Origin of the sequence: Bacillus sp. UNC69MF (genome assembly GCF_000746035.1) — a bacterium.
Taxonomy (GTDB): Bacteria; Bacillota; Bacilli; order Bacillales; family Bacillaceae; genus Bacillus; species Bacillus velezensis.
Genome location: NZ_KN050798.1, coordinates 769,526 through 782,130, shown reverse-complemented (window position 1 = coordinate 782,130; position 12,605 = coordinate 769,526). Strand labels below are relative to the sequence as shown.

The following is a 12,605-nucleotide window of genomic DNA, read 5'->3' as shown; positions in this document are numbered from 1 at the left end:
TTGATTCACACCCTCTCTTTTTTCACACATCCGGTGATGGATGCCGCGATATCTTCCACATGTTTAATCTCATGAATGAGGCCCGCCTTTATCGCTGACTTCGGCATTCCGAACACAACACAGGATTCGTCCGATTCCGCAATCGTTTTAACGCCGCCTGTTCTGAGCATTTCTTTTACGCCCTCGGTTCCGTCGCTGCCCATGCCGGTCATAATGACGGCTACCTTTTCGTAATCGGATAAGCGGCTTGCCGACCGAAACAAATAATCGGCCGAGGGTTTATGCCGGCTTTCCGTATCATGAACGTCAAGAATGATGCGGAGCCTTCCGCCTTCCTCTGCAACCGTCATATTTTTTCCGCCGGGCGCGATGTACACCCATCCGTCTTTCGCTTCTTCACCGTTTTCCGCTTCTTTGACCTGAATATCTGACAAATGGTTGAGTCTGTCTGCAAGTGAAGCGGTGAAGCCTTCAGGCATGTGCTGAACGACAAATACAGGCGCCTTTAAATCCTTCGGCAGTTTCGGAATCACCTTTTGCAGAGCCCGCGGTCCGCCTGTAGAGGTCGCGATGAATACGGCCTGCTTGGCGGATTTTGCTTTCGGTCTTTCAAATCCCGCCAAAGCCGGACGTTCCGGGATAGAAGACTCTTTCACTGCCGCCTCAGGTTTTTGTGCGCGGGACAGCCCGGCTGCAATCACCCTCTCAATCAGCTGCTCTTTAATTTTATAAAGATCAAGTGAAATCGCTCCGGAAGGCTTGGTGATAAAATCAAAAGCGCCCATTTCCAGGCAGTTGATCGTTCGGTCCTTCCCTTGCTGTGTCTGGCTCGATACCATGATTACGGGAAGTTTATATATGCTGATGATCTTCCGCAATGTATCCGTTCCGTTCATGACCGGCATTTCAATATCAAGCGTGACAACATCCGGTTTGAGAAGCTCTATTTTCTTCAGCGCCTCTTCCCCGTTTCTGGCTGTCCCGATGACTTCTATCTGCACTTCCGCAGCCAGAAAATCGGTAATCATCTTTCTCATAAAAGCTGAGTCATCAACGACAAGCACACGAATCACTGTAAAGTCCTCCTCAATAAAAAAGAAGATAATCTCTCAATAAATGCCGGTTTCTCTTCTCTTGGTTTGTTTTCTTCCGTTTGAAACAAGACATCCGTCAGAAGACGGACGGACCTGCTGGCTTTTGCGTGAGGACTTTTTATTAAAAAAGGCACCTGGTCAATGACGGCTTGACTTACTAACGGGTCATCGGGTATGGAGCCGGCGAAACGCACCTCCGCGCCTAAAAACGTGTGAATCGCATGAGAAAGGCGGTTGTACGTGTCCAGCGCCTGTTTTTGGGCGCGGGCGCGATTGACGGCAATGTTTACGGTCAGCCGTTCATCCGCGAGCAAGAGATGTTTGATCGCGCTGTAGGCATCCATAATGGCCGTCGGCTCAGGCGTTGTCACGGCGAGAATGTCTTCCGCCGATAAAATAAACGGCAGCTGTTCTTTTGAAAGTCCCGCTCCCATATCAAACAGAACGTAATCAAAATCGCTTAATACAGCGGAAAGACCATTCATAAAAGCCTCCCACTTCTCTCCGTCTGCTTGATAGATCGCCTCAAGCCCCGTTCCTCCGGATATGTAGCGAAGGCCTTTCGGACCGGAGGACAGTGATTGCGCCAATGCGTGCCGATTCTCCATCACATCAATAATGGTGCGGGAAGAAGCAGCGCCGATCAGCACATCAATGTTGCCCATTCCGATGTCAAGATCAATGATGAGTGCTTTTTTTCCTTTTTCCTGCAGGGCAACTGCCATGTTTAATGTTAAATTAGATTTTCCGACGCCGCCTTTACCGCTGATGACGGCTAATGTCTTCGCTTTTTTCTCATAAAGCTCCGGCTTGATCATTTGCCGCTCTCTCATTTTCCTTCTTAATGACTCTGCCTGATCGGGTTTCATGTCAAAAGCATCCTTACAAACTCTTTTGGTGAAGCCGATAGGATGTCTTCAGGCACATCCTGTCCATTTGTCAAATAGGCGGCGCCGATTCTTGATTCCGACAGCACTTGAAACACGGAGCCGAGTGAGGCGGTTTCATCCGTTTTCGTGAAAATGAATTGATTGACCGGCACACCTGAAAACTGTTTCAGCACCTGTTTCATATCGTCATATTTTGCAGATGCCGATAATACGAGAAAGGATTGTAAGCCTGATTCAAACGGAATCATCTCTTGTAATTCCGTAATATACTGCTCTTCTTTAAAGTTTCTACCGGCTGTATCAATGAAAACATGGTCATATTCAGCGAATTTTTCCAGTGCCTTCAGACATTCTTCCTTTGAATAGCATACTTCAAGAGGAGCCTGAAGCAGCTCCGCATATGTCTTCAGCTGCTCGACCGCGGCAATCCGGTAAGTATCCGTCGTCATAAAGGCAATTTTTTTATGCTCTGTCAGCATTGATGAGGCCGCGAGTTTCGCAAGTGTAGTCGTTTTGCCGGCCCCGGTTGAACCGAAAAGCACGACGTATTTTGATTGAATCCCTTCCTGCCACCTGTCTGCCGAAGGGAGTTTTTTCACTAACAAATCCTGCAGTTTGGAGCTGACATTATCTTCAGTTAAATCTCCGGAAACAATTGAAGAACGGAGCAGTTCACTGAGTACGGCGTTTTGCGTATGATCAGGAAGCCCGGCTTGCTTCAATAGTCTCTCGGCTTTTTTTAATGGTTCAGGGAACACTTCTTTAAAATGCGCCAGTTCGCCGGAAATACTTTGATCCGGAAGGCGCGGCGGCTGAACAGGCTCAGCTTTCTCCGCCGTTTTCGTCTTTTTCATTTCTTCAGCGGCAGCCGGCGGCGTTTTTCTCGCTTCCCTGACGTCACGATCTAAAACCGCTATCACTTCGACGGCCTGCTGCGACCGCAGCCCCAGCCATTTTCGTTTCTTTACTTGTTTGGAATGTAAAATAACGGCATCATTGCCGAGTTCCTTTTTGATTTGCTTCGCGGCATCCTGCATTGAAGCGGCTGTAAATTTTTTTATTTTCATTAAATATCCACCACTCCAATGCTCTGTACTTCAACATTTGCTTCCAGCTCATTATAAGAAAGAACCGGAAGATCAGGGAAATACCGTTCTAACAGCTGTTTTACATACATTCTGACAGCAGGCGAGCAAAGAAGAATCGCCGACTCCTGGCGGATGGAAAGCTGCTCGGCCTCTTTAGCGACAGAACGGATGATGCTGTCTGAAACCTCAGGGTCGAGTGACAGGTAATTGCCCTGTTCAGTCTGCTGTACCCCGTCTGCAATCGCTTTTTCCACCCGGCCTGAGCATGTGATGACCTTCAGCGTTTCATGCTCTCTCGCATATTGTGCCGTGATTTGTTTGGCAAGCGACTGTCTCGCGTATTCTGTCAAAAGATCTGAATCTGTCGTTAATCTTCCGTAATCGGCAAGAGTTTCAAAAATGGTCACCAAGTTCCTGATTGAAACTTTTTCTCTCAGCAATTTGGCAAGCACCTTTTGAATATCGCCGACAGAAAGAGGGTTTGGCGTGACTTCCTCAACAAGCACAGGATAATTTTCCTTCAGATGATCGATCAGCTGCTTGGTTTCCTGTCTGCCGACCAGTTCATGGGCATGCTGCTTAATTTTTTCTGTAATATGCGTAGATACGACTGACGCCGGATCAACAACTGTATACCCCAGCATGTCCGCTTCATCTTTTGCAGCTTCGCTGATCCATTTTGCGGGAAGTCCGAACGACGGCTCTATCGTTTCAATTCCTTCAATGACGTCATCTTCAGGCGTCGGTGACATCGCTAAGTAATGATCCAGCAGGAGCTCTCCTTTAGCGACTTCATTGCCTTTAATTTTCAATCTGTATTCATTCGGCTGGAGCGCGATGTTATCTCTGATGCGCACAACCGGAATAACAAGTCCCAATTCAAGCGCAAGCTGACGTCTGATCATGACGATGCGGTCAAGAAGATCACCGCCCTGCCCCGCGTCTGCAAGCGGCACGAGTCCGTATCCGAACTCAAATTCAATCGGATCAATATGTAAAAGCTGCACAACGCTTTCCGGGCTTTTCAGTTCATCCGCCTGAGCCTCTTCTTCAAGAATTTCTTCCTCTTCTTCGCTTGGCTTATCCGCTTTGGACAGCATGTAAGCGCCGAATGCAAGCAGACCGGCGATCGGCCCCGTCAGCAGAATGCCGATCGGTGTAAGAAGACCGAGCAAAAGTACAGTTCCCGCGGCTACATACAAGAGCTTCGGATAAGCAAACAGCTGGCCTGTAATATCATGACCGAGGTTTCCTTCAGATGCCGCTCTCGTCACGACAATCCCTGTAGCCGTTGAAATGAGCAAGGCCGGCATTTGAGAAACGATACCGTCACCGACCGTCAGCATTGTAAAGTGAGACGCAGCTTCTTGTATGCTCATCCCCTGCTGCAGCATGCCGATTACGATTCCGAAAATAATATTGATCATCACGATAATGATACCCGCGATGGCATCCCCTTTGACGAATTTGCTCGCACCGTCCATGGCGCCGTAAAAATCCGCTTCCCGGGCGACTTTTTCACGTCTGTGCTTTGCATCCTGCTCCGTAATCATGCCGGCATTTAAATCCGCGTCAATACTCATTTGCTTTCCGGGCATCGCATCGAGCGTAAATCTCGCCGCCACTTCCGATACCCGCTCGGCGCCTTTTGTAATGACGATAAACTGAATAATAATCAAGATAATGAAGACAACAAGCCCTACCAGCACATTTCCGCCGACAACGAAATTCCCGAATGTCTCAACAACCTTTCCCCCTTCTCCGTGAGAAAGAATCGAACGTGTCGTCGACACATTGAGCGAAAGCCGAAACAGCGTCAATAACAGCAGCAATGACGGGAATATCGAGAATTGCAGCGGTTCTTGCATATTCATTGTGGTGAGAAGCACGATCAACGCAAGAGAGATATTAATGATGATCAAAATACTTAACAACCATGGAGGGAATGGAATCACCAGCATTGCCACAATGAGGACAACACTTATTAAAACCGATAAATCTCTTGTTGACATGCTGTTTTTCTCTCCTTTTAAATCTGAAATTCACTATACTTTTTGTTTCGTTTTATATACATAAGCCAAAATTTCCGCAATGACTTTGAAAAACTCTTCCGGCACGGCCTGGTCAATGTCAACCTGATCATATAACGCACGCGCGAGCGGCCTGTTTTCAATCGTCATGACATCGTGTTCTTTGGCGATCTGCCTGATTTTTAATGCGAGATGGTCCACCCCTTTGGCAACAATGTAAGGGGCGTCCATTTTCTTTTCATCATATTTTAAAGCTATCGCATAATGGGTCGGGTTGGTAATGATGACATCCGCTTTCGGCACTTCCTGCATCATCCGCCTCATCGCCATTTCCCGCTGCTTCTGCTTAATTTTGGACTTGATTATCGGATCACCCTCCGATTTTTTGTATTCATCTTTTATATCCTGCTTTGACATTCTGATATTTTTCTCATAATCAAAACGCTGATATAAGTAATCAAGCCCGGCCAGCACCATTAAAGCCCCTGATCCCGCAAGCCCCATCCAAAGAGTGAGCTTGGAAACGAAAGTGAGCACTTCCGCAGGAGTCAAAAGCGGAAGGCGAAGAATATCGCCATAATGCAGCCAGAGCACCATAAAGGCGGCAAAACCGACCACAGTAATCTTCAAAATGGATTTGACCAGTTCAACAATCGCCCTCATGCTGTAAATCCGCTTAAATCCTTTCAGCGGGCTGAGCTTATTCAAGTCAGGCTTGAGGACTTCCGCAGAAAACAGAAAACCCACCTGCATGTAATTGCTCACGACACCTGCCACAAGCGCGACCAGCATAATCGGCGCGAGGATGAGGCTGATATCTTTCACCGTATCCACGAACAGTTCATGCACGGCAGATGCAGACAGATGTAATGATATCGATTTCGTATAAAACGTTTTAATAAAGGACAGCAGCCTGTCCCGCATATAAGGACCGAGCGCGATCAGCGAAAGAAAGATAATCAGTAAAGAAACGGCTGTATTCACATCCGTACTTTTCGCGACCTGTCCTTTCTTTCTTGTATCCTTCCGTTTTTTCGGCGTGGCTTTCTCCGTTTTTTCACCGGCAAAGAATTGCAGATTCAGTCTGAGCCTCATCATGTCACACCGACCAATGCCAATAGATTCCGCATGGTTTCAACGGTAAGGCTGAAGATGTTGCGGACAACGACAAACATCACCGCCATACAAACGATCAGCATAATAAAGCTCACGGCTATTTTCAGAGGAAGCCCGACAACGAAAACATTCAGCTGCGGCACCGTTCTCGCCACAATACCGAGCGCCAAATCAACTAAAAACAGACTGGCCACAACCGGCGCAGACATTTGAAAAGCGATAATAAACATGGCATTGAAGCTTTTTGCGATAAAAAGTCCAAAGTGATCATTTCCAAACGACGGAAATGCCTGATCAAGCGGGATATACTGAAAGCTGTAATAAATCCCGTCCAATAAAAGATAATGGGCGTTTACGCTGAGCATAAATAACAGCGCCAGCGTATAAACGAATTGTCCGATCAGCGGGCTTTGCGTTCCTGATTGCGGATCAATGACATTGGCGATGGAAAAGCCCATCTGAAAATCAATAAAGGAACCCGCTATCTGAATGGCTGTCATCATCATGAAAGCAATCAGCCCGAGGCTCAAGCCCACAACGGCCTCTTTTATGACAAGCAGCATATACTGTTCCCCTATTTCTATTTCCGGCGCATGTTTCAGCGTGCTGAAGCAGATCACCGAAAGAAAAAAAGCAAAGCCGATTCGGTGAACCGCCGGCAGATTCCGATGTCCGAACACCGGCACCGTTACAAAAAAAGCAGAGATTCTGATAAAGACCAATAAAAAAGCGGGAAATAAATCAATGATGGAATTCATTTGATTCTACCCTGCAAATCGGTTCAGATGAGAGAACAGATCAGTTGTGAACGAAAGAATCGTCGACAGCATCCAAGGACCGAAAAAGATCAGTCCAAGCATCACCGCCACGATTTTCGGAATGAACGCAAGCGTCTGTTCCTGGATTTGAGTTGTCGCTTGAAAGATACTGACGAGCAAACCGACAATCAGCGCGATCGCAAGCAGCGGCCCGCTGATCATTAGTGTTACATATACGGCTTTTTCCGCCATGGAAATTACAAATTCTGAACTCACAATTAGCACCTACCCTAAAAGCTGTCAAGCAAAGATTTCACGATTAAATACCATCCATCGACCAAAACGAAAAGCAATATTTTAAAGGGCAGAGAGATCATAACCGGCGGTAGCATCATCATTCCCATTGACATTAAGACGCTCGCCACGACCATATCGATAATTAAAAACGGAATAAAAATCATAAAGCCCATTTGAAAAGCGGTTTTGAGTTCTGATATCGCATAAGCGGGCACCATCGTCGTCAAAGGAATATCCTGAATCGATTCAGGTTTTTTCATTTTGGCATAGTTCATAAACAGCGCCAGATCCTTCTGCCTTGTATGCTTGCTCATATACTCTTTAATCGGCTTCTCGGCTTTTGTATATGCTTCATCGAGACTGATTTTATTGTCCATCAGCGGCGTTAAGGCTTCCTTATTAACCTCTGAAAAAGTCGGCGCCATAATAAAAAACGTCAAAAACAGCGCAAGGCCGATTAAAACCTGGTTGGGAGGCATGTTCTGCGTCGCCAGTGAGGTTCTTACAAAAGACAGGACGATGACGATTCTCGTAAAGCAGGTCATCAAAATCAGAATCCCCGGCGCTACTGAAAAGACAGTCAAAAGCAGCAGTAATTTAACAGTGGAGCTGACTTCGGTCGGACTGCTTGAATTAAAAAGATTAATAAATTCATTCATGATGATAAGGGCCTTTCTTCTTTCCTTCAGAACGGCTTTGTTTCAGCTCGTTCAGCTGTTCTTTCAGCGCTTTTGAAAACGACGGAAGCATCGTTTGCGGCTTTTTTTCTCCATCCTTACGCGGATTTACGAGCTTGGTCCATTCCACTTTTGAAGACATCGACTCTTCGTATTGGCTCAGAATCGCCTCGCGCTCTTTTTCATCTTCAATTTCTTTTAAAAGCTGTATCGTTTCGCCCACACCGACTACGAGAACACTGTTTCCCACTTTAATCAGCTGCACGGAACGGTTTTGGCCGACTGATGTTCCGCCGATATTTTCTACATATTGAAACGGCTTCAGCAGACGGTTTCTTCTATTCATCAGTTTGACAAATCCATAGATCAGCAGAATGACGAATAATAACGCCCCAATCATCTTTACAAAATCAAAAGCGGAGACAGAAGATGCAGAAGCATCCCCTATCTCTTGATCAGCCGTTTGTTTCGATGTATCGCTTTTTTTCTCTGTTTTGTTTGTTGATTGTTTGTCAAACCATTCGTTGACGGTGGAATTGTCAGACTCCGCCGCAAAAGCAGGGAACGGATGTACATTGAGTAAAACGAAACAACAAATCAAAGCTAGTAAACCATGACTCTTTTTCAACAGTCGTACACCCTTTAGCTTAATGTTTTATTAATGGCTTCAAGCACGCGGTCCGCTTGGAACGGTTTCACGATAAAGTCTTTTGCGCCGGCTTGAATCGCGTCAATAACCATTGACTGCTGGCCCATAGCCGAACACATGATGATTTTCGCCTGCGGATCGATTTGTTTAATTTCCTTTAGAGCTGTAATCCCGTCCATTTCAGGCATTGTAATATCCATTGTCACTAGGTCGGGGGAATGCTCTTTGAATTTTTCGACTGCCTGCGCTCCGTCTGAAGCTTCAGCTACAACGTCAAAACCGTTCTTCACTAAAATATCTTTGATCATCATTCTCATAAATGCTGCATCGTCTACAATTAAAATTCTGTGTGCCATAATCTGTTTCTCTCCTCTATGTTCGCTTATTTTAAATTGTTAAGGCGGTCTGCCTGACTTAAAATATCAGTGACTCTCACGCCGAAGTTTTCTTCTATGACAACGACCTCGCCCTTTGCTACGATCCGCTGGTTGACCAGGATGTCAACAGGTTCACCAGCCAGCTTGTCAAGCTCAATAATGCTTCCCGCAGAAAGTTCAAGGATTTCTTTGACGCTTCTCTTCGTTCTGCCGAGCTCAACCGTAACGGAAAGCGGAATATCCATCAGCATATCAAGGTTATTCCTTGATCCTTGCGCCGCTTCGTTATGATCAAATGCCTGGAATTCTACCGGAGCGACTTGAACAGGAGCAGCTTTTTTTGCGGTTCCCTGTCTCTTCGAAAGCTCGGGTTTTGCCTGCGGCTCCGGCTGCATGGCAGGTTCCGGCTGCGGCGTTTCGTATGTTTCCTGTGGTACTGATACGGTTTCTGCGGCCTCTGACTCATGCTGGTCTGCAGTCATCAGGTCTGCGATCAGATCTTTCGCAAACGTAATCGGATAAAGCTGCATGATACTCGAATCGATTAATTCGCCGACTTTCAGACGGAATGACACTTTTACGAGCAGGTCATCCTCAGGTATTCTGTCAGTCCCTTTTTCTTCCGTCACATCCAGAAGTTCAACCCTTGGCGGAGAAATGTCAATCTTTTTACTGAACACGGTCGACATTGACGTAGCAGCCGAGCCCATCATTTGATTCATTGCTTCCTGCACGGCGCTCAGGTGGATTTCACCGAGTGACGGATCGGCGCCCCGGCCGTCCCCGCCGATCATCAAATCCGCGATGATAGCCGCGTCGCTTTGTTCGACGACGAGCAAATTGCTGCCGTCAAAGCCTTCTGTATAGTTCACTTCAATGGCAACATACGGATGAGGAAATTCATCACTGATTTTGCTTTTTGAAATGACGGTCACACTCGGTGTCGTAATGTCCACTTTTTGATTTAAAAGAGTGGACAGCGCCGTAGCCGAGCTGCCGAACGAAATATTCCCGATTTCTCCGATCGCATCGCGCTCAAGTTCAGACAAGTTCGCCCCTTGAGGCTGTTCTGTATCCTCTGAGTGACTGTTTGTGCCGTTAAGAAGAGCATCGATTTCATCTTGAGATAATCTATTGTTCATCTTGTTCACCTCTTATGTCGTGATCTAAAATTTGCACTGCCTGTCTTCGATTCACCCGGCCGGCCTGCCCTAAAAACTTCGGTTTGTTTCCGACCAATACAGTAAGAGGATCAGTCACTGATTTGTCCAGAGTTATACAGTCCCCGACTTCCAAACTTAAAAATTCTTCTATTGTCAGTTCAGAAGCGCCCAAGAGAGCCACAACGGGAATTTGAGCCGTCATGATGCGCTTTTCAAGCAACTTCGTTTCTTCGGGCTTCGCTTCATTCCGGTCTGATTGCATCCAATAATGTACGGAAAGCTTAGGGATAATCGGCTCAAGTACGACATGGGGAATACAAAGATTAATGACACCGCTGATTTCACCTATCTGCGTATTGAGAGAAATGACAACGACTGTTTCATTTGGGGAAACCATCTGTACAAACTGAGGATTCACTTCAAATTCAGTCATTTCAGGGTCAATATCAGCAATCGATTGCCACGCTTCTTTGTAGTTGCCCAGTGCATTTTCAAATAAGTTAGAAATAATATTCGTTTCAATTTCCGTAAGGCTGTCAGCTTTGTTATGAGTGATGCCGATGCCTCCCATGACGCGGTCAAGCATTGCGTATGCGATGGTGGGATTAACCTCCATCATGATTCTGCCTTCCATCGGATGAACATCGAATAAATTTAAAATCGTCATGTTCGGTATGGAACGGATAAATTCTTCATACGGCACCTGGTCAACTGAGCTGACGGATATATGAATATACGTTCTGAGCTTGGCGGAAAAGTGTGTTGTGAGAAGCCTCGCAAAGTTATCATGTATCCGGGTTAAACTGCGTATCTGATCTTTCGAGAATCTGAGAGCCCGTTTAAAATCATATACCTTTACTTTCTTCTCTTTAACTTCCTTTTTCAGCTCTTCCGCATCCGCCTCACCCGTGGAAATGGCGGAAAGCAGTGCGTCTATTTCATTTTGGGAGAGAACTTCTCCTGACATTTTCTTCACCTCCGTATTCTGTCAAATTTGTTTTTATTGCAGATTAAAGGAGGTAATGTACACTTTCTGAACTTTTCCTTCTTGGAGATAGCTGTTTACTTTCTCTTTTAATGATTGTTTAAACGCTTCTCTTCCTTTATCTCCCTCAATCTCTCCGGCGCTTGTGCCGGCTAAAATGGAAATGATGTTGTCTTTCACCTGAAAATCGCGTTTTTCAAGTTCTTCCTTCGCTTTAGCCGAGTCGGTTTCAAGCTTGATGCCGATACGGATGATGCTGTCAGACTTTAAGTTTGTCGTGATATCGTCGACAGACACAGTGGCTGCAACGACTTCGTCAATTGTCGGCTTTTTATCTTTGCCGGAATTTCCGCTGACGACAAAATATGCTGCCGTTCCGAGGCCGGCGATGACAATTAAAATAATCAGCAAAATGATGACTAATTTTTTCTTCATTCTTCTTCCTCTATTCCCTGATCCAGTGAAAATATTTGTATGCTATGGTAAAACGATATGACTTTTTTGAGAACTGCTTCTTCCGGTTCTTTCACTACGAACTTTTTGCCGTTGGACAGTGTAATCGTCGTGTCGGGGAAGCACTCAATCTGTTCGATAAACAGCGCGTTCAGCGTAAAAGGCTGGCCGTTTAAACGGGTGACTTGAATCATGCAATCCGGAGAAGCGGCCTAACCGCCTCTCCTCCCTCCTTACCGTTTCAGATTAACCAGCTCCTGAAGGATTTCATCTGAAGTCGTAATGATTTTTGAGTTTGATTGGAAACCGCGCTGAGCAACGATCATTTCGGTAAATTCATCTGTCAGATCTACATTTGACATTTCAAGATAGCCTGCCAAAAGCTTACCCGTTCCGTTTTCGCCCGGAGTGGTGACTGCGCTTGCAGCTCCTGAACTTAATGATTCTCTGTAAAGGTTTCCTCCGATTTTTTCCAGACCGGCGCTGTTAGGGAACGTGACCAGACCGATTTGTCCGGCATCATGAACCTCATCCCCTGCATCAGTGTATGTAACGGTTCCGTCTGCACCGATGCTGTAATCTTTCGCATCAGTCGGAATATTGATTTTGCCGCCGCCGATTTTTTCAAGATAGTATCCGTCAGTCGTAACAAGGTTCCCTTGATTGTCCTTTCCGAAATTCCCCGCACGTGTGTAAACAATTCCCGCACCTGTATTAATCTGAAAGTAGCCGTCTCCGTCAATGGCTAGGTCGGTTTTATTCTGTGTAGCCTGCGGGGCGCCGGTTGAATGAACGACATCAATGGAAGAAGTCGCGGCACCTAAGCCGATTTGTTTTGAATTGGTCACGTTTGAACCGCCGGCGACTGTCTGGCTGATCATATCTTTAAATGTAACGCGGCTTTTCTTAAATCCCACTGTGTTGACGTTGGCGATGTTATTGCCGATTACATCTAGTTTTGTCTGAAAGTTTTTCATGCCGCTGATACCGGAATATAATGAACGTAACATGTTAAATTCCCCCTGAGT

The 12,605-nt window shown here is 46.1% G+C and carries 15 protein-coding genes; all 15 read right to left on the bottom strand.

Annotation, left to right across the window (positions count from 1 at the left end; translation table 11 throughout):
• Positions 1-5 precede the first annotated feature (5 nt).
• From BR62_RS0115995 to flgG, 15 genes are read right to left on the bottom strand one after another with little or no spacing between them, the layout of a single operon-like run.
• Positions 6-1,073, bottom strand: coding sequence for a protein-glutamate methylesterase/protein-glutamine glutaminase (locus tag BR62_RS0115995; RefSeq protein WP_007409791.1), 1,068 nt, complete (start codon positions 1,071-1,073; stop codon positions 6-8).
• Positions 1,070-1,963: a MinD/ParA family protein gene (locus tag BR62_RS0115990; RefSeq protein ID WP_032871489.1), complete on the bottom strand. Its 894-nt coding sequence runs from the start codon at positions 1,961-1,963 to the stop codon at positions 1,070-1,072. The genes BR62_RS0115995 and BR62_RS0115990 overlap by 4 nt, the downstream gene beginning before the upstream one ends.
• Complete coding sequence (flhF, locus tag BR62_RS0115985; protein ID WP_007409789.1) at positions 1,960-3,051, bottom strand: flagellar biosynthesis GTPase FlhF; 1,092 nt, start codon at positions 3,049-3,051, stop codon at positions 1,960-1,962. The genes BR62_RS0115990 and flhF overlap by 4 nt, the downstream gene beginning before the upstream one ends.
• Complete coding sequence (gene flhA, locus BR62_RS0115980; RefSeq protein WP_007409788.1) at positions 3,051-5,084, bottom strand: flagellar biosynthesis protein FlhA; 2,034 nt, start codon at positions 5,082-5,084, stop codon at positions 3,051-3,053. Before flhA ends, flhF begins: the two co-directional genes overlap by 1 nt.
• 33 nt (positions 5,085-5,117) lie before the next feature.
• Positions 5,118-6,197: a flagellar biosynthesis protein FlhB gene (gene flhB / locus BR62_RS0115975; protein ID WP_032871486.1), complete on the bottom strand. Its 1,080-nt coding sequence runs from the start codon at positions 6,195-6,197 to the stop codon at positions 5,118-5,120.
• Positions 6,197-6,976 carry a flagellar biosynthetic protein FliR gene (gene fliR, locus BR62_RS0115970; protein ID WP_003154233.1) on the bottom strand — a complete coding sequence of 260 codons (780 nt, stop codon included), beginning with the start codon at positions 6,974-6,976 and terminating at the stop codon, positions 6,197-6,199. The genes flhB and fliR overlap by 1 nt, the downstream gene beginning before the upstream one ends.
• Positions 6,977-6,982: 6 nt before the next feature.
• The gene (fliQ, locus tag BR62_RS0115965) at positions 6,983-7,252 is read right to left on the bottom strand and encodes a flagellar biosynthesis protein FliQ (protein ID WP_003154234.1); all 270 of its coding nucleotides are present in this window, start codon (positions 7,250-7,252) and stop codon (positions 6,983-6,985) included.
• 14 nt (positions 7,253-7,266) lie between these two features.
• The gene (gene fliP / locus BR62_RS0115960; protein WP_032871484.1) at positions 7,267-7,932 is read right to left on the bottom strand and encodes a flagellar type III secretion system pore protein FliP; all 666 of its coding nucleotides are present in this window, start codon (positions 7,930-7,932) and stop codon (positions 7,267-7,269) included.
• On the bottom strand, positions 7,925-8,578 hold the full coding sequence (gene fliZ, locus BR62_RS0115955) for a flagella biosynthesis regulatory protein FliZ (RefSeq protein WP_003154237.1): 654 nt from the start codon (positions 8,576-8,578) through the stop codon (positions 7,925-7,927). The genes fliP and fliZ overlap by 8 nt, the downstream gene beginning before the upstream one ends.
• Before the next feature lie 14 nt (positions 8,579-8,592).
• On the bottom strand, positions 8,593-8,955 hold the full coding sequence (gene cheY, locus BR62_RS0115950; protein ID WP_003154238.1) for a chemotaxis protein CheY: 363 nt from the start codon (positions 8,953-8,955) through the stop codon (positions 8,593-8,595).
• 26 nt (positions 8,956-8,981) lie between these two features.
• Entirely contained in the window at positions 8,982-10,118 is a 1,137-nt protein-coding gene (gene fliY, locus BR62_RS0115945; protein WP_032871481.1) for a flagellar motor switch phosphatase FliY, read from the bottom strand.
• Positions 10,108-11,106 carry a flagellar motor switch protein FliM gene (gene fliM, locus BR62_RS0115940; protein WP_003154240.1) on the bottom strand — a complete coding sequence of 333 codons (999 nt, stop codon included), beginning with the start codon at positions 11,104-11,106 and terminating at the stop codon, positions 10,108-10,110. Before fliM ends, fliY begins: the two co-directional genes overlap by 11 nt.
• Before the next feature lie 33 nt (positions 11,107-11,139).
• Positions 11,140-11,559 (bottom strand): flagellar basal body-associated protein FliL, encoded by a 420-nt coding sequence (fliL, locus tag BR62_RS0115935; protein WP_032871479.1) that lies wholly within the window; start codon positions 11,557-11,559, stop codon positions 11,140-11,142.
• Positions 11,556-11,771 (bottom strand): swarming motility protein SwrD, encoded by a 216-nt coding sequence (locus BR62_RS0115930; RefSeq protein WP_003154243.1) that lies wholly within the window; start codon positions 11,769-11,771, stop codon positions 11,556-11,558. The genes fliL and BR62_RS0115930 overlap by 4 nt, the downstream gene beginning before the upstream one ends.
• Before the next feature lie 39 nt (positions 11,772-11,810).
• Positions 11,811-12,587 (bottom strand): flagellar basal body rod protein FlgG, encoded by a 777-nt coding sequence (gene flgG / locus BR62_RS0115925; protein WP_007409783.1) that lies wholly within the window; start codon positions 12,585-12,587, stop codon positions 11,811-11,813.
• Positions 12,588-12,605 lie beyond the last annotated feature (18 nt).

What these genes read in the sequence shown, in the direction of transcription:
- BR62_RS0115990 (WP_032871489.1), bottom strand. Translation starts at nt 1,963, where the DNA reads ATGAAACCCGATCAGGCAGAGTCATTAAGAAGGAAAATGAGAGAGCGG.
- fliM (WP_003154240.1), bottom strand. Translation starts at nt 11,106, where the DNA reads ATGTCAGGAGAAGTTCTCTCCCAAAATGAAATAGACGCACTGCTTTCC.
- fliY (WP_032871481.1), bottom strand. Translation starts at nt 10,118, where the DNA reads ATGAACAATAGATTATCTCAAGATGAAATCGATGCTCTTCTTAACGGC.
- flgG (WP_007409783.1), bottom strand. Translation starts at nt 12,587, where the DNA reads ATGTTACGTTCATTATATTCCGGTATCAGCGGCATGAAAAACTTTCAG.
- fliL (WP_032871479.1), bottom strand. Translation starts at nt 11,559, where the DNA reads ATGAAGAAAAAATTAGTCATCATTTTGCTGATTATTTTAATTGTCATC.
- flhF (WP_007409789.1), bottom strand. Translation starts at nt 3,051, where the DNA reads ATGAAAATAAAAAAATTTACAGCCGCTTCAATGCAGGATGCCGCGAAG.
- BR62_RS0115930 (WP_003154243.1), bottom strand. Translation starts at nt 11,771, where the DNA reads ATGATTCAAGTCACCCGTTTAAACGGCCAGCCTTTTACGCTGAACGCG.
- flhA (WP_007409788.1), bottom strand. Translation starts at nt 5,084, where the DNA reads ATGTCAACAAGAGATTTATCGGTTTTAATAAGTGTTGTCCTCATTGTG.
- fliP (WP_032871484.1), bottom strand. Translation starts at nt 7,932, where the DNA reads ATGAATGAATTTATTAATCTTTTTAATTCAAGCAGTCCGACCGAAGTC.
- fliR (WP_003154233.1), bottom strand. Translation starts at nt 6,976, where the DNA reads ATGAATTCCATCATTGATTTATTTCCCGCTTTTTTATTGGTCTTTATC.
- cheY (WP_003154238.1), bottom strand. Translation starts at nt 8,955, where the DNA reads ATGGCACACAGAATTTTAATTGTAGACGATGCAGCATTTATGAGAATG.
- flhB (WP_032871486.1), bottom strand. Translation starts at nt 6,197, where the DNA reads ATGAGGCTCAGACTGAATCTGCAATTCTTTGCCGGTGAAAAAACGGAG.